Genomic DNA, 16,428 nt, shown 5'->3' with positions numbered 1-16,428 from the left:
ATTGCTCCTTACATCACAATACTTTTATTACAAGAAAAATCATTAAACTATCTTTCGGCTTCTTTTTTCCATTAATGTTGTATCTTGCCAAATTCCATATTTATCTTTTGCTATTTTTTCTCTAGTGCCAATAACTCTAAAGCCACATTTTTCATGTAATTTAATGCTGCTCTCATTTATAGAGAAAATAGCGGAATATAGACTCCAATAACCATTCTTTTCGCTTTCAGAACATAAATGAGATAAAAGAGCTGTTCCTATTCCTTTATTCTGCCAAGCTTCATCTACATAAACACTGACTTCCACAGCTCCTCTGTAAACACATCTACCTGATGTAGGCGCAATAGTAATCCAACCACATACTACGCCATTTTCCTCATACACATATCTGCATTCTTTACAATGTGATGCATCCCATTCTTCAAAGGATGGACACTGAGTATTAAATGTAGAAATCCCTCTTTCTAATGCCTGCCGGTATATGTCCTTAACTCTGTTCCAGTCTTCACATCTCATCTCTCTAATCATAAGAAATCCCCTTTTTACCTTTTAAATTTCTGCTCTGTTACTTAGAAGTCATTAGCGGCTTCGAAAGCTAAATTGATTAGCTCCAACGATTCTAATACTTGCTTTTGCTTATCTTTCGGTATATTACTGCAGATATTTGAAAACTTTTCATCCATAGACTTTTCAATTTTTTCAAATTGGGCACTACCCATCTCAGTAAGACTTAATTCCACATATCTTCTATCGATCTCTGATGGCTTACGAACCACATAACCTTTTCTTACCAAATCATCAACAGTTCGACTAACCGCACTTTTATCAGTGCGAATTTTATCCGCCAGCTCTTTTAAAGATATTCCTGGAGCCCTTCCTATTTCAACCAAAGCAAAGCATTGCTGCCTATTTACGCTACAGCAACAACAATCCTCTTCATTGACACTGTCTAAAAGAAATTCAAACTGCCTAATATTTTCTCTAAATTTTTTTGTATAACTCATACCTCTTCTCCTTAGGAATAAAGACAAGTGTAGTTCCATTGCTTAACAGCACCTTTCTGAAGAACAGCAACTCTCCTTCTTTGCTAACATCTTGATATTTCTTCCAGTTTTACTTTCCTCCTTTAAATTGTTAAACCAATTCTACACATAATCATTGCATTTTGCAACTATTATTTTCTACATCTATTGAACAAAGCAACTTTTAATATGTTTTTGCACAAAAAAAGAGGGTTATTTATTCCGCTTTCGCTCCATCTGTTTGAGCCCGTTCACGGGCGAGTTTATGGAGCGAGGAATAAATATCCCTCTTTTTTATACCATGATTGTCAAAATATGAAATCGCTGCCAAAATCAGTCCTATAGGCTATATGCACCAACCGGTCTATGGAAGCTTCTGCGAAGGCATTTCTTAGCCCTGCTTTTTAGCAGCAACAAGATCTTTGAGTGCTCTTGCCTTGTCCTTAATGCGGCTATTTGCAGTTCTTGAGGTGAGAAGCTCTGAGATCATCTTAGTTGCAATATCGAACTGGTCGGTCTCGTATGCGAGTGCTGCGATAAGATAATCAAGAGTTGTGGAGTCCATTCCGGCGATGGGGAAATCTTCGGACTGTCTGGCCATAACAAAGCCGTTCAGTGCATTTTTGAGGAGCTCCTGTTCCTGCTCGTCGTTCTCTTTTTTCTTCTTATCATAATCAGCTTCGCTCTGATCGAGCCTCTGGGTCTCACCTCTGATAACCCAGGCTGTCTTAAGACAGATATAAGCTTTCTCGCTGTTCTTTGCTTTCTTTACAACCGCATTGGCAAGTGCAAGCTGATAGAGACTTCTCGCATGCTCATAGGTGTATGTAGGCTCATTGTATTTCTGCTTCTTGTAATTCATGCAGATTTTGTTTCTGATATCATCAATCTGATATTTATTAAGCGATGTATAATATCTTCCCAATGCCGCATATCCGCATTCGGGACAAGCTATTATGTCATACTTCGTAAGATCCACTTCCGAATAATCAGGTCTTAAATCAACATCCACGGATTTCATTCTTACCTTACCCGTGCGGACTGTCTTTGACTCAAAGTCTGAATCGCAGATTGGACATTTATATTTCTTGTCAAATAGATAATCTTCTTCATTGACAAGCGTAAGCTTTTTCTGAGGCTCTGCTTTCTTGACAGCGGCTTCCTTCTTATTGGGATCCTCAAAAAGATTTCCTCCGTCAATATTTCCGAGTCCAAGCTTCTCCAGTCCTGAAAAAATACCAGCCATTTCTAATACCTCTTTTCTGAAAACACTGAACGCTTCAGTATTTTTTTAGTTATTCTTAGGCAAAACGAAAGAACTCTTAAGTGAAACTATCCTGTTAAATACAGGTGCTCCCGGCTTCGAATCCTTGCTGTCAACACAAAAGAATCCGTTTCTGACAAACTGGAATTTATCATAGCTTACGGCATTTGCAAGTTCAGGCTCCAGCTTTGCGTCTTTTATAACTGTAATGGAGTTGGGATTGAGGTTGAGTGAACCATCTTCGTTATAAACGCCCTTCTCCTCATCGATTATATTCTCATAAAGACGAACTTCTGCATTTACCGCTTCTTTTGCAGCAACCCAGTGGATTGTTCCCTTAACTTTTCTTGCGTTAAATCCGCTTCCTGACTTAGTCTCGGGATCGTATGTGCAGTGTACGGCAATAACATTACCGTTCTCATCTTTATCACAGCCCGTGCATGTTACAAAGTAAGCATTCATAAGTCTTACTTCGTTTCCGGGGAAAAGACGGAAATACTTCTTAGGAGGTTCCTCCATGAAGTCTTCTCTCTCAATGTAGAGCTCTTTTCCAAAAGGAATCTTTCTTGTTCCCATCTCAGGAACTTCCTTGTTATTCTCAATCTCAAGATACTCTGTCTCATTCTCCGGATAGTTGTCGATTATAAGCTTAACCGGATTAAGAACTGCGAGCATTCTCTTAGCCTTGAGCTTAAGATCTTCTCTTATGCAATACTCAAGCATTGCATACTCGGCTGTTGACTGTGCCTTACTGATTCCGCACATATCAACAAACATCTTGATAGACTCGGGAGTAAATCCTCTTCTTCTTAAGGCAGCGATAGTAACAAGTCTGGGATCGTCCCATCCGTCTACTATTCCATCTTCAACAAGTCTCTTGATATATCTTTTTCCTGTAACCACGTTGTTGAGATAGAGCTTGGCAAACTCAATCTGACGCGGAGGATTCTTGTAGCCACACTCTTCTTTTACCCAATCATAAAGAGGTCTGTGGTCCTCAAATTCCAATGTGCAAAGAGAATGTGTTATTCCCTCGATAGCATCCTCAATGGGATGAGCATAGTCATACATAGGATAAATGCACCATTTATCCTGAGTACGTGCATGTGTCATATGAGCAACCCTGTAGATAATGGGATCTCTCATATTTATATTAGGTGAAGACATGTCAATCTTAGCTCTGAGAGTCATGGCTCCATCCGCTACCTTACCATTCTTCATGTCTTCGAAAAGTCTTAAGTTATCTTCTACACTTCTGTTTCTGTTAGGATCGTCCTTACCGGGTTCTGTGAGAGTTCCTCTGTACTCACGCATTTCCTCAGCGGTAAGCTCAGAAACATATGCCTTGCCCTTCTTAATAAGCTTTACGGCATTCTCATACATCTCATCAAAGTAATCGGAAGCATGAAAAAGACGGTCTTCATAATCCGCGCCAAGCCACTTTACATCCTCAATGATAGAGTCCATAAATTCAGACCTTTCCTTGGTGGGATTGGTATCGTCAAATCTCATGTTGAACTTGCCGTTGTACTCTTTTGCCATTCCGTAATTAAGAAGAATACTCTTGGCATGTCCTATATGCAGGAATCCGTTAGGCTCGGGAGGAAATCTTGTGCATACGTGATCGTAAACACCCTCTGCAAGATCCTTATCAATAGCCTGCTCTATAAAATGTCTGGAAGGTGTATTTTCCACCTCAGCATTTTCGCTTGTATTTGTAATTACTTCTGCCATTTTTTAATCCTAACCTTTATTTTTTATTGCACTATAATATTATGATATACGAATTGCTCCGTTTTTTCGACGCCTATACCATAATAACATATTTTCAATTATAAACGTACTTTTCCTCGAAGGCCACTCTGCGCATGGGTTTGTCGTAATAGTAGCCCTGAACGTACTTAACTCCCATTCCTTTAAGCGCATCAAGCTGTGCCTGAGTCTCTATACCTTCTACGCAGATCTCCGCATTTATCGCTTTTCCAAGCTCTGCCATCATGCGGATAAATGCCTGCGAATAATCATCCTCCGCAAGATCTTTTGCAAAGTTCTGATCAACCTTGATTATGTCGAAAGGAAGCGCCCTGATACTGCTGAGCGCAGAATATCCCGTTCCGAAATCATCAAGAGCCAGCCTTACTCCAAGCGCTTTGATATCTAGGAGTGTCTGCTTGGTCCTGGCAAGATCGTTTATAGCAAGCCTCTCTGTAAGCTCAAGTACCAGATTATGAGGATTGATATGATTCTCTTCTATGTTCTTCCTGATAACATCAACAATATCATTCTGCATTATCTGCACAACGGAAAGATTTACCGATACCGCATATTCGCCCGTACCGGATTCATTCCACTGTCTGCAGCACTCACAGGCTTTCCTGAGTACATGATTACCGATAGGAGTAATAAGTCCCAAGTATTCAGCAAGAGGAACAAATTCATCAGGGCTCAAGAAGCCAAGCTTTGAGCTGTTCCATCTTACAAGAGCCTCCGCTCCCACGTGTTTATACTGCTTACTTCCGCTCTTATTGTCTATAGGTTCACTTATAACAGGCTGGAAATAAACTTCAAACTCGCTGCAGCTCTTGGTAATAGCATCATACATATTCTTCTCAAGATCGAGTCTGTGTATCGATGAAGAATCTATATTGTCGGAATACTCGGCAATCCTGTTTTTACCGGATTTCTTTGCTTCATACATGGCAACGTCGGACTTTCTTATAAGCTCCGATACATTGTCTCCGTGATCGGGATATCTTACAACACCCATACTCATAGTGCAGTAATAATCGCTGTCTTTCAGATACCACGGTGTAGCAAAAGTATTCTTGATCTCCTCTATGATCTTGGGAAGTCTCTCAAAACTTTCAGGAGGAACGATTATGACAAACTCATCTCCTCCCATTCTGTAACAGGAATTGGTTATTCCCTCAATCCTGCTTATAGCTTTGGATATATCTCGCAGCAGTACATCTCCGTACTGATGTCCCAAGCTGTCATTGATATGCTTAAAGTCATCGAGATCGAGGTACATAAGCGCACCGTGAGTACGCTTTGTCCTGGCTTCATCAATATATCTGGCCAGATCTTTCTCACAGCACATTCTGTTGTACAATCCCGTCAGGAAATCCGTGTAAGCCTGCTGCTCGATTCTCTTTTGATAAAGTTTCTTCTCGGTTATGTCATATATTGCACACAAAGAAACAGGACGTCCGTCCACCCACTTAATCCTCGTGTAGTAGACATCGTACCACTTCTCCCTGTCTTTGTGATGTACTTCATAATTGCCGCTTCTGCTCTTTGCGGGGATATTCGACTCAAAAAGATCTACAAGTGCATTCTCCGTAAGTTCCTTGCTGAAGTTCTTCTTAAAGCTTCTGTTTGCAAAAAGAAGTACTCCCGTTCCGATATCCCTTACATATATTGCACTTCCCACGTTATCAAGCACCGCTTCAAGCGAAGCAAAAGAGCTTGCCAGGGAATTCTTTTGTAATCTCTTTGTGATTATGGTCTGAAGGACACGTATCGCATCATTGATGAACTTTACATCATCGATCGACCATATCCTGTTCTCTCTGTTTTCCGTAAGGCACGCATAGAAAAGTGCCGAACCGTTGATAATTACCGGCATTGCAACAAGCGCCTTAATGCCCAGATTGTCTATCTGTTCACGCTCACCGGCATTCATTGCCGAATCGCTCGATATAACAACAGCCTTTTCGCCACCAAGGAACCAGCAAAGTTCCCTGTCCGTAGTCTCAGGGAAAATCTTTTCAACGCCGGTCACCGTCCACTGAACAACGATATCCATAAGACTGTTGTGATGAACTTTGCATGTAAAGCCATTACTGATCTGGAGATATGTACAGAGTTTATTAAGTATATCCGCCATTATCTCTTCAATCGTATCGTCACTGTCGAGAAGAGATACTATCTCTGTCATGGTCTCAGCACGCCTGAAAGAATTGGTCATTTCAAGCTCCTGCTGCCTGCTTTCCTCACTTACCGCAACAGCTTTAGACCTGGATGCTTCCAGGTTGATAAGGATATCCAGCGTCGTCCGCAGTATATCCAGAGTCTTATAAAATTTGCTCTCTGAAGTTTTGTAGCCAAAAGAATCTATCGGCTCCAGATGAAAATACTCGGAGTCATATTCAAAATCGGTGAATACACCACATACGATCCACACAGCAGTAGTCGTATTGCCATTTTTCACAGCTACAGCGGCAAGTCTGAGATTGGGAACCTCTGTGATCTCAACAGCCTGATCTTCGAGATCTCCCTCAGACACGCGCTTATAGATGCTCTTTATCCTAGACTCCGTTACATATTTTCTTATGATTTCTATCTCATGAGGATTTCCGGAAAAATTACTGAGAGGAATTCCCGCCGCATCAAGACAAAATGCATAGACTCCTGCCATCTCACAAAATTTATCCTGCCAAGATTGCATTTCGCCGGCGTATTTAAGCGTAAGACTACCAAGAGCTCCGCTTACTGACGAAGAAGAGCCCTTATTTGTAGTAATTTTTGTGTCCATATCATTTAGTGTCTCTTGCAAGCTATCCCCCCTCATCCCTTTTTTATATTTTATCTGACAGAAACAGATCCCATCAAATAAAGAAAAGGAAATTAGTGGTCATCTACACTATAGTTAGGTGCCTCTTTTGTGATCTGAATATCATGAGGATGTGACTCACGAAGCGCTGCGGAAGTCATCTTGATGAACTTACCGTTCTCTTTGAGTTCTTCAATAGTTCCACATCCGCAATATCCCATACCCGAACGAAGTCCGCCCATAAGCTGGAATACAGTATCTTCTACTGTTCCCTTGTATGCTACACGACCTTCAACGCCTTCAGGAACAAGCTTCTTTGCATTCTCCTGGAAATAACGATCCTTTGAACCGTTCTCCATAGCCGAGATTGAACCCATTCCACGGTATACCTTATATTTTCTTCCCTGGAAGAGCTCGAAGTCACCGGGTGCCTCATCGCATCCTGCGAAGATTGATCCCATCATAACAAGGTTTCCGCCTGCAGCGATAGCCTTTGTGATATCTCCTGAATACTTGATACCACCGTCTGCAATGATCGGCACACCATATTCCTTAGCTACTGCATAACAGTTCATAACTGCTGTAACCTGAGGAACACCGATACCTGCAACTACACGTGTTGTACAGATAGATCCGGGACCGATACCTACCTTTACAGCATCTGCTCCTGCTTCAATAAGAGCCTTTGTAGCCTCTCCTGTTGCACAGTTTCCTGCAATAACCTGAAGATCGGGGAATTTCTCTTTTATCATTCTGAGGCACTTAAGAACATTCTCAGAATGTCCGTGTGCGGAATCAAGTACGATAACGTCAACTTTAGCATCTACAAGAGCAGCAACACGGTCGAGGCAGTTAGCCGAAATACCAACGCCTGCACCGCAAAGAAGTCTGCCCTGATCATCCTTTGCAGCAAGAGGATATTTAATGGTCTTCTCAATATCTTTGATTGTGATAAGACCTACAAGATTATAATCATCATCTACGATGGGAAGTTTTTCTTTCTTGGATTTTGCAAGAATACTCTTTGCTTCCTCAAGTGTAATTCCTGCTTTTGCAGTAACGAGATTTTCGCTTGTCATTACATCTTTGATCTTCTGTGAGAAATCTTTTTCAAATTTAAGGTCACGGTTTGTAATGATTCCGACAAGCTTTCTGCCTTCTGTAATGGGAACACCTGAAATACGGAATTTAGCCATAAGAGAATCCGCATCCGCAAGTGTATGATCGGGTGAAAGTGAAAAAGGATCTGTAATGACACCGTTCTCAGATCTTTTTACCTTATCTACTTCCTCAGCCTGAGCTTCGATAGACATGTTCTTGTGGATGATACCGATACCACCCTGTCTTGCCATTGCAATCGCCATTCTGTGCTCTGTAACTGTATCCATTCCCGCACTCATCATAGGAATGTTAAGTCTAATCTTCTTGGTAAGCCATGTACTCACGTCAACCTGTCCGGGTATAACCTGTGAATACGCAGGTACCAAAAGCACGTCATCAAATGTTATTCCTTCACCTATAATCTGTCCCATCTTTCTTAACTCCAATCTATAAAAAATAATGATTATGAGGCGGTGATATGCCCCGTAATATCTCTATAAAAACACATTGCTCCCAAGATCAGTCGGTAAAGACTTTCCTTGGCGCAACAGCCTTAACGGCAGCAACCAGCTCACTGCTTGGCTCGAAAATTATCTTTTCCTTGCCGTCATAATAAAAAGTATATGTGGGATTTGGCTTGGCATCCTTATTTCTTGCGGAAAAATCAAGCACCTTGAAAGTCTGGTTCTTGTAATCCGAAAGATGATATGACTCAGAAGGCGCCATAATAGCCATCTTCTCCACTTCATAATTACCGATATGTTTACGTGAACTCTTATCGAGGATCTTATCTATAGAAATCTCTTTGTCACAATACTGATATTCGAATTCAATGTTTGAATTGAGCTTAGCGAAATAAAAACCTGCAACTGACGCAATAAAGAGTAATGCACCAAAGACACCCGCGCCCAGCAAAATGGACGAAAGTAAGAAAAATATAGCCAATGCAAAGCACAAATACTTAAGAAAAACAACAATAGGAGACGCTTTACTGACTACCAGACATTCAACATAACTATTGTCATTACCGATCATGTGAAAATCCATCCTCCTCTGACTTGGCAATCTGCCATTTTATCGACTATCTTATATTATTTCCGTTTCTCTTTCAAGTTTTTTTTGCCTAATCAGTTGACTTATAGTTAAATAACGTTTATATCATAATAAATGTACAAGCTTTATTACATTATATATGTTTTAATAACAAAAAGACATTATTTTATTAAAAATAGAGAGGTATGTATATGTCAATCCGCGACGAAGTCAAGCAGCAGCAAGACAAGATGAAAGATAAAGATTTTAAAGAAAAATGGGATTATTTTTGGGAGTATCACAAATTCCACGTTTTAACCGTAGTCGTTGCTCTTATTTTTATTATTTCGGGAGTAAAAAACATAATTACCGAGAAAAACACTTATCTCAATGCGATACTTGTAAACTCAACTCCCACTTCTTTTGAAGATACGATAGGTGATGACTTTATGGAAAGCATCGGCGTCGATCCCAATGAATACGCTTGCGTAGTGGACACCACAGCCGGCATCGACAAAGACAATATAGATGAAATGACCGTTGCATCATCACAGAAGATTATGGCACATATTGCAGCAAAAGAACTCGACATTTTCAGCGCAGACTTCAACTACTTCTTCCAGTATGCGGGCCAGGATGTTTTTCTCGATCTTTCCACAGTATATTCGGAAAAAGAGCTTGAAGACATGGGCGATAAAGTCCTCTATATGGATAGGGGATATATGGAATATATCGCTTCCGACGAATATCAGGATTATCTCTCGAGCGGAGAATATGATAAGAATAACAAATATGCGGTTATCAGCGCAGCTGCCGACAAGACCGGTAACTATACCAATCTTCCTAAAGAAGAAATGAAAAATCCGATCCCCGTAGGCATTATCATTACTAATTCCAAAGCCTACGAAAAGACCGGATTATATCCGGGCAAGACATCGGTTATAGGAATTATAGGCAATTCCCAAAGAACCGATGCTGCCGTAAAATTTATAGATTATGTCAGAACTGAGTAGTTACAAAGATATCATATATTGAACGGATTGCCTTCTCAAAGTCACGAGCGTCTACACCGATGATGATGTTAAGCTCGGAAGAACCCTGGTCGATCATTCTTACGTTAACACTGGCATGAGCAAGTGCTGAGAATATTCTTCCCGCTGTTCCTCTTGTAGACTTCATTCCGCGTCCAACGACTGCGATGAGGGCAAGATCTGATTCAATCTCAAGCATATCGGGATGTGCAAGTCTGTGGATCTCAGATACAACAGCCTGCTCTTTCTCGATAAACTCATCTTCCTGAACAAACACTGTCATAGTATCAATTCCCGAAGGTACATGCTCAATTGAGATCTGCTGATCTTCAAATGCCTGAAGTACCTTTCTTACAAATCCAATCTCTGAATTCATCTGATCCTTCAGAATGTTTACACAGCAGAATCCCTTCTTTCCGGCAATACCGGTAATAACATACTTAGACTTCTTTGCTGTAGACTCAACGATCCATGTTCCGGGATCTTCAGGTTTATTTGTATTTCTGATATTGATCGGAATACCTTCTTTTCTTACAGGGAAGATCGCATCTTCGTGAAGAACAGAAGCACCCATGTATGCAAGCTCTCGAAGCTCTGTGTATGTGATAGTCTCAATGTGCGGCGGCTTGTCAATGATTCTGGGATCTGCAACAAGGAATCCTGAAACGTCAGTCCAGTTCTCATATACATCAGCCTTGATAGCTCTTGAAACGATTGAGCCTGTTATATCGGAACCGCCTCTTGAGAATGTCTTGATGCTTCCGTCAGGATATGCGCCGTAGAAACCGGGAATAACAGCCTTGGGAGTTTTCTCAAGTTTCTTTGACATAAGCTTGTTTGTCTTCTCTCCGTCAAATTCACCGTTCTTATCAAATACAACTACAGTTGCGGAATCGATGAACTCATAGCCAAGATAGTTTGCCATGATTATTCCGTTAAGATACTCACCGCGGCTTGCAGCATAATCATTGCCCGCAAGAGCCTTGAAATTCTTCTCGATTGTCTTAAACTCATCGGAAAGATCAAGTTTAAGCTTAAGGCCGTCGATGATCTCGTCATATCTTGCCTTGATCGCAGCAAGCTGCTCAGAGAAATCCTTCTTTGCTTCAGCAAGAGCATATGTCTTGTAGAGCATATCGGTTACCTTTGTATCCTTGGAATCTCTCTTTCCGGGAGCGGAAGGAACAACATATACGCGGTCGGGATCTGCTTTGATAATGTCACCGACTTTCATAAACTGCTCTGCACTTGCAAGAGAACTTCCGCCAAATTTAACTACCTTCTTCATAACAATCAAACCCTCTTTATTTGTATTTTTATAAAAACTTATCTGTATTCTTCTTAATAAAGTCTGATATATCCCTTTACGCTGTCAAACTTCCAAAGCTTCTCTTCAAAGTCTTTCTCAGAAATGAGATCTGTAACGAATGCAAACTCACCGCTCACTTCATCACACCTTATAACTTCGATCTTATTTCCAAAAAGCTCTTTTGCCTGATCCTCGAGATTGTCTGTAACTCTTACAAAGAACTTGCGAACCGCATTGTCCTTGGATGTAAGAACAGCCTTCTTGGAATTCATGTTTACTTCGATGTGCTTATCTTTGTGCTTGAGTATATCAACAACATCTGCAACAACAGCACTAGCTGTAGCGCTCTTTCCTGCACCTTTTCCGTAGAACATAACATCTCCGAGCATGTTTCCGTGAACATCGATTGCGTTGAACACTCCGTTTACGTTCGCAAGAGGATTCTCAAGAGGAATCATGAAAGGAGCAACTATAGTAAAGAATCCGCTTTCATTCTTTTTGCACATTCCAAGAAGCTTTATCGCCATGTTGAGGCTCTTTGCATAAGCAAAATCTTCAATGCTTATCTTGGTGATTCCTTCAGTATAAATATCCTCATAGTTTACATGCTCGCCGCTCATGAGGCTTGAAAGAATTGCTATCTTGCGGCATGCGTCATATCCTTCGATATCGGCTTCCGGATTTCTCTCGGCATATCCCTTGTCCTGTGCCTGCTTAAGAACTGTTGCAAAACCAATTCCTTCTTTATCCATCTTGGTGAGAATATAGTTTGTAGTTCCGTTCAGGATACCTGTGATCGCATCAATCTTCTCATGCTTAAGTGAATCGTTAATGCTTCTGAGAACAGGAATACCACCGCCTACACTTGCTTCAAAAAGATAACTTACGCCGTTCTTCTTTGCTATCTCTACAAGTTCAGGTCCGTGTGCAGCTACAAGCTCTTTATTTGATGTGCATACACTCTTTCCGCTCTCGAGAGCTTTTTTCTCAAATGTGAACGCCGGCTCAAGTCCGCCCATTGTCTCGCAAATAACATCCACTTCGGGATCGTTAAGTATTATATCAAAATCATGCACAACCTGTTTCTCGTGCTTATCACCGGGAAAATCTCTGAGGTCCAAGATATACTTTACTTCTACAGCTTCTCCTGCGCTATTCGCAACTTCTGCCGCATTTGTATCAAGAACATCAACAACTCCGCTTCCTACTGTTCCGTACCCTAAAACCGCTACTTTTGCCATTTCATCCTCCAAAAAAAATTTTTAATAAGTTGCACTTCTACCCGTTATGTGCACCTTATGTATTCCTTCCTTGCCTTCCATAATGGAAATCATCTCCATTATATCCTTGGTTGCCTCAAGCACCTGAATCGTAATGGAGATCGACGCCACACCGTTAAGCGGGATAGACTGGTGTATTGTCAAAATATTTGCTCCGAAATCCGCAATAAGATTCAAAACATATGATAAAAGACCAACCTCATCATTCATCTGGAAAGTCAACGTAAATGTTGTTCCCTGTAAAGAATCGTGAAACTCGTATATATCTTCCTTATATTTATAAAAAGAGCTGCGGCTAATACCGAGCATTGCAGACGCTTCATTTACTGTCTTAACCTTGCCTGATTCCAAGAGTTTCTTGGCTTCCACAACCTTAAGCAGCACTTCCGGAACCGCCTGTTTCCTAATAACGTAGTATCCTGTGTCCTGCTGCATCCCTAACCTCCGCATTTATAACACCCTGTTTTTCTGCTACGGACATTTGTGTGCGACGTAAAGAGTTTAGCATGCTAAAGTTCTGAAGGCAAGGCTTATTTTTGCCAAAAAAACTCCCACCACCTAAGCTCTCTTTGGTAATCATGCCAAACCTTCGATATTAGCTAAAAAAAGCGACGGTCAATCGGAAATTTCGAAAAAACTGTGAAAGGTGCCCGCAGACAGCCTATGAGTAGGGAAATTATGCTATACTTTCTCATTGTTCGCATAAATATTGATTTTCGGAGTAAAAAATGAAAAAAGCTCTTTTAAAGAATTGGTACTTCATGGTTGTGTTCGGCATATTGCTCATCCAACTCGCCATTTTTCTAATCGCAGGCGAAAGCCACTCCTACATCGGAGTCCATGACAATCTGGACATTCACATAACTGATTACAAATTACTAAAAGATAATAATGCTTTTTTTGCACAGGAAAAAACAATTCCTCTACTTGGCGGAATCGACAGAAATTTCCTGCTTTCCGAATTTTATGCTTATTCCTGGCTTTATATGATCCTTCCGAATTTTGCGGCATATATCACGGGATATTTCCTCAAAATATTCATCGCGCTCTTTTCGGGAGTTCTTTTGGCCAAAGATATATTAGGCGACAGATATAATAGATACAAATGGGCCGTGGTACTTTTCAGCTTCATATACGGCCTGCTACCGCTCTATCCGGCATTCTCATTTTCTTTTGCTTCGCTTCCTCTTCTTGTATTCATAATAAGAAGACTTAAGACCGGCGGAAAAAAGAAATATTACCTGCTCGCATTCCTATATCCGACGCTTTCGTATTTTACGTTCTTCGGACCTTTTATCTTAGGCTATATATTTATCTATTTTATCTATCTTTGGGTAAAAGAAAAGAAGATAAATTTAAGAATATTGCTTGCGATGCTCCTATTGTCCGCAAGCTACATTCTTATCGAATACAGGCTCTTTGCGCTGATATTCGCATCGGGACAGGCAACGATCAGAGACACCATGGTAATCGACGATTTCTCAGCATCCGAGATCTTACGCAGCATCTTAAATGTTTTTGTAAATAACATTTTCCACTGCGATGATCTGCACAGGGTTGTTGTACTTCCTTTATTTGTCATTTCATTTATTGCGATCAATCTTACACATATCAGGAGAAAAGAGCTAAGGCGCGCTTTTACAGACCCTTTTAACCTTATCTTCCTGTTTATAGTCTTTAACTGCTTTGTTTACGGTCTTTACAACAATCACGCAGTAAGGACTTTATTTGAGACACTGGTGCCACCGTTAAAAGGATGGCAGTTTAACAGAACTATCTTTTTCAATCCTGTTTTATGGTACACAGAGGCTCTTATTGCAGTAGTACGTCTTTCAGATTATATTGCAACCAAAGAGCTCGAAAAAAGCCGTTTAAAAGCTGTTTTACCGCTTATTCCAAAAGCAGTCACTATAATTGTCCTATTCTCCGTAATGGGCACTCAGTCCTTATATAACGACTTTTTCAACACATACTATGTAAATGCTTGGGAAACTCTGAAAGGACAGAAATCAGAAACCCTGTCATACGGCGATTTCTTTTCAAAAGATCTTTTCCAAATGATAAAAAAAGACATTGGTTATAACGGAGAATACAGCGTAGCTTACGGTTTCCATCCCGCAGTCCTGTCTTACAACGAGATTGCCACATTGGACGGGTGCCTTAGCTACTATTATCAGTCATACAAGGATTCATTCAGAAATGTGATTGCGCCTTCTCTCGCAGAGTCCGAGGAAGCTCGTACCTACTACGATGACTGGGGCGCACGCGCCTACATTTTCTCAGGCACAGATTACGGCATCTGGAATCCCGTAAGAACGATTGATGTTGAAGACAAGCGTCTTCTTATCAATAAACAGGCATTTGAAAATCTAAAGGGAAAATACATATTCTCACGAGTAGAATTTTCTAACAGCGATGAGTCAGGCTTTAAACTCATCGGCAAATACTCAGATGCAAACTCCCCATATACCATATGGGTCTATACAATATAATAAGCTTGGAGATGTAATGCAAAATGAAAAAATACGTTAAAATCGCCCGCCCAGATCACTGGATCAAAAACTTCTTTATCATGCCGGGAGTTGCAATTGCCTTTCTTCTTACGGATAACTCGTTTAAAGATATCAATATCTTTAAGTTGCTATGTGGCTTCTTTGCAACCTGCATGATCGCAAGCGCAAACTACGTCATAAACGAATGGCTCGATGCCCCTTATGACAAGTTCCATCCAACCAAAAAGAACAGACCTGTAGTAACCGAGAACATGAAATTTTCTTATGTCATCATCGAATATATTGCTCTCATAATTGCAGGCGTAATACTTTCTTTGTTTGTAGATACTCTGTTTCTTTTAACATCGCTGATTCTGCTGTTGATGGGCTTTTTATACAACGTAAAACCCTTTAGAACAAAAGACATCCCTTATCTCGATGTTCTTTCCGAATCAATAAACAACATGCTCAGACTTATGATGGGATGGTTTGTTGTAACCAATTCGTCTCTCCCGCCTTCAAGCATTCTTATCGGCTATTGGATGGGTGGTGCATTCCTAATGGCAACAAAGCGATTTGCAGAATACAGAATGATAAACAATCCCGAAACTGCAGGGCTTTACAGACAATCATTCAAACAGTACACAGAAAAAACGCTACTTGCATCAGCGCAGTTCTATTCACTTATATCAACATTCTGCCTGGGAATATTCCTGATAAAGTATCGCATTGAATATCTGCTTTGTATGCCGCTTATATTCATGTTATTTTCCTACTACATGGCAATGGCATTTAATCCCGATTCGGCAGTACAAAGACCTGAAAAGCTCTTTAAGGAAAAAAAGCTCATGCTCTTGGTATTCGTTATAACTATCGCCTTTATAGCGCTCACCGGCATAGACCTTGATTTCCTTCACAGCCTCACATCGAGCTCTCTCGTAGGAATTCACTTACAATAAGAGAGTAATAATAAAAAAGTGACTAAGCTGAGTATCACTTCATGCTCTTTAGTCACTTTTTCTTTAAAAGCGCCATAAGGCCGATAAAATGGGGAACACGCCATACTGTCTACATTCTAATAGCCTTGCAGAAAAAGTGATTTTTACTGTCTATGCTGTTTTTTTATTTCGTTGTTTGAGTATGATTTCCATGGATTTTTTTACATGCAGATTTATAAAAGGAACTACAACTTATGCATATTTTCACGCTGATTCTTTTTTCAATGAGAACACCGCATGGATAATGATGCCTAAGATTATATTCTGCGCCCTGACATTAGTCTTAATTTATGGATTCATTCACGTAGCAAAAGGGACTCTTTCCCCTAAGATAACTGGCATTA

Annotated in this window: 13 protein-coding genes; 3 read left to right on the top strand and 10 right to left on the bottom strand. The window is 40.5% G+C overall.

Annotation, left to right across the window (positions count from 1 at the left end):
- Positions 1-42: 42 nt before the first annotated feature.
- The 7 genes from T356_RS0111745 to T356_RS0111715 form a co-directional block, all read right to left on the bottom strand.
- The gene (locus T356_RS0111745; protein ID WP_026514644.1) at positions 43-528 is read right to left on the bottom strand and encodes a GNAT family N-acetyltransferase; all 486 of its coding nucleotides are present in this window, start codon (positions 526-528) and stop codon (positions 43-45) included.
- Between the two features lie 41 nt (positions 529-569).
- Positions 570-1,004, bottom strand: a complete 435-nt coding sequence (locus T356_RS0111740) for a MarR family winged helix-turn-helix transcriptional regulator (protein ID WP_026514643.1) — start codon at positions 1,002-1,004, stop codon at positions 570-572.
- 409 nt (positions 1,005-1,413) lie between these two features.
- Complete coding sequence (locus tag T356_RS0111735) at positions 1,414-2,268, bottom strand: DUF2225 domain-containing protein (protein WP_026514642.1); 855 nt, start codon at positions 2,266-2,268, stop codon at positions 1,414-1,416.
- Positions 2,269-2,313: 45 nt separating this feature from the next.
- Complete coding sequence (locus T356_RS0111730) at positions 2,314-4,020, bottom strand: glutamine--tRNA ligase/YqeY domain fusion protein (RefSeq protein WP_197020907.1); 1,707 nt, start codon at positions 4,018-4,020, stop codon at positions 2,314-2,316.
- Between the two features lie 94 nt (positions 4,021-4,114).
- Positions 4,115-6,823: a putative bifunctional diguanylate cyclase/phosphodiesterase gene (locus T356_RS0111725; RefSeq protein WP_197020906.1), complete on the bottom strand. Its 2,709-nt coding sequence runs from the start codon at positions 6,821-6,823 to the stop codon at positions 4,115-4,117.
- Positions 6,824-6,915: 92 nt separating this feature from the next.
- Entirely contained in the window at positions 6,916-8,373 is a 1,458-nt protein-coding gene (gene guaB, locus T356_RS0111720; protein ID WP_026514639.1) for an IMP dehydrogenase, read from the bottom strand.
- Between the two features lie 88 nt (positions 8,374-8,461).
- Entirely contained in the window at positions 8,462-8,977 is a 516-nt protein-coding gene (locus T356_RS0111715) for a DUF6106 family protein (protein WP_051563401.1), read from the bottom strand.
- A 209-nt stretch (positions 8,978-9,186) separates the two neighbouring features.
- On the opposite strand from T356_RS0111715, the gene T356_RS0111710 reads away from it, so the two are divergent.
- On the top strand, positions 9,187-9,987 hold the full coding sequence (locus T356_RS0111710; RefSeq protein ID WP_026514637.1) for a hypothetical protein: 801 nt from the start codon (positions 9,187-9,189) through the stop codon (positions 9,985-9,987).
- Here the strand turns inward: T356_RS0111710 and T356_RS0111705 are convergent.
- From T356_RS0111705 to T356_RS0111695, 3 genes are read right to left on the bottom strand one after another with little or no spacing between them, the layout of a single operon-like run.
- Positions 9,974-11,293 carry an aspartate kinase gene (locus T356_RS0111705; protein WP_026514636.1) on the bottom strand — a complete coding sequence of 440 codons (1,320 nt, stop codon included), beginning with the start codon at positions 11,291-11,293 and terminating at the stop codon, positions 9,974-9,976. The two genes, T356_RS0111710 and T356_RS0111705, sit on opposite strands and share 14 nt — an antisense overlap.
- Before the next feature lie 53 nt (positions 11,294-11,346).
- Complete coding sequence (locus T356_RS0111700; protein ID WP_035781009.1) at positions 11,347-12,555, bottom strand: homoserine dehydrogenase; 1,209 nt, start codon at positions 12,553-12,555, stop codon at positions 11,347-11,349.
- A gap of 21 nt (positions 12,556-12,576) precedes the next feature.
- On the bottom strand, positions 12,577-13,029 hold the full coding sequence (locus tag T356_RS0111695; RefSeq protein WP_026514634.1) for an ACT domain-containing protein: 453 nt from the start codon (positions 13,027-13,029) through the stop codon (positions 12,577-12,579).
- 293 nt (positions 13,030-13,322) lie between these two features.
- On the opposite strand from T356_RS0111695, the gene T356_RS0111690 reads away from it, so the two are divergent.
- Positions 13,323-15,086: a DUF6044 family protein gene (locus T356_RS0111690; protein ID WP_026514633.1), complete on the top strand. Its 1,764-nt coding sequence runs from the start codon at positions 13,323-13,325 to the stop codon at positions 15,084-15,086.
- Between the two features lie 23 nt (positions 15,087-15,109).
- Positions 15,110-16,045, top strand: a complete 936-nt coding sequence (locus T356_RS19305) for a UbiA prenyltransferase family protein (RefSeq protein ID WP_051563400.1) — start codon at positions 15,110-15,112, stop codon at positions 16,043-16,045.
- Positions 16,046-16,428 lie beyond the last annotated feature (383 nt).

This window comes from Butyrivibrio sp. LB2008 (assembly GCF_000621565.1).
GTDB lineage: Bacteria > Bacillota > Clostridia > Lachnospirales > Lachnospiraceae > Butyrivibrio.
This window is presented reverse-complemented; position numbering and strand designations above follow the sequence as displayed.

Bases quoted from the DNA above. Each gene is read 5' to 3' on its own strand.
- T356_RS0111745 (WP_026514644.1), bottom strand. From the start codon at position 528: ATGATTAGAGAGATGAGATGTGAAGACTGGAACAGAGTTAAGGACATA.
- T356_RS0111740 (WP_026514643.1), bottom strand. From the start codon at position 1,004: ATGAGTTATACAAAAAAATTTAGAGAAAATATTAGGCAGTTTGAATTT.
- T356_RS0111735 (WP_026514642.1), bottom strand. From the start codon at position 2,268: ATGGCTGGTATTTTTTCAGGACTGGAGAAGCTTGGACTCGGAAATATT.
- T356_RS0111730 (WP_197020907.1), bottom strand. From the start codon at position 4,020: ATGGCAGAAGTAATTACAAATACAAGCGAAAATGCTGAGGTGGAAAAT.
- T356_RS0111725 (WP_197020906.1), bottom strand. From the start codon at position 6,823: ATGGACACAAAAATTACTACAAATAAGGGCTCTTCTTCGTCAGTAAGC.
- guaB (WP_026514639.1), bottom strand. From the start codon at position 8,373: ATGGGACAGATTATAGGTGAAGGAATAACATTTGATGACGTGCTTTTG.
- T356_RS0111715 (WP_051563401.1), bottom strand. From the start codon at position 8,977: ATGATCGGTAATGACAATAGTTATGTTGAATGTCTGGTAGTCAGTAAA.
- T356_RS0111710 (WP_026514637.1), top strand. From the start codon at position 9,187: ATGTCAATCCGCGACGAAGTCAAGCAGCAGCAAGACAAGATGAAAGAT.
- T356_RS0111705 (WP_026514636.1), bottom strand. From the start codon at position 11,293: ATGAAGAAGGTAGTTAAATTTGGCGGAAGTTCTCTTGCAAGTGCAGAG.
- T356_RS0111700 (WP_035781009.1), bottom strand. From the start codon at position 12,555: ATGGCAAAAGTAGCGGTTTTAGGGTACGGAACAGTAGGAAGCGGAGTT.
- T356_RS0111695 (WP_026514634.1), bottom strand. From the start codon at position 13,029: ATGCAGCAGGACACAGGATACTACGTTATTAGGAAACAGGCGGTTCCG.
- T356_RS0111690 (WP_026514633.1), top strand. From the start codon at position 13,323: ATGAAAAAAGCTCTTTTAAAGAATTGGTACTTCATGGTTGTGTTCGGC.
- T356_RS19305 (WP_051563400.1), top strand. From the start codon at position 15,110: ATGAAAAAATACGTTAAAATCGCCCGCCCAGATCACTGGATCAAAAAC.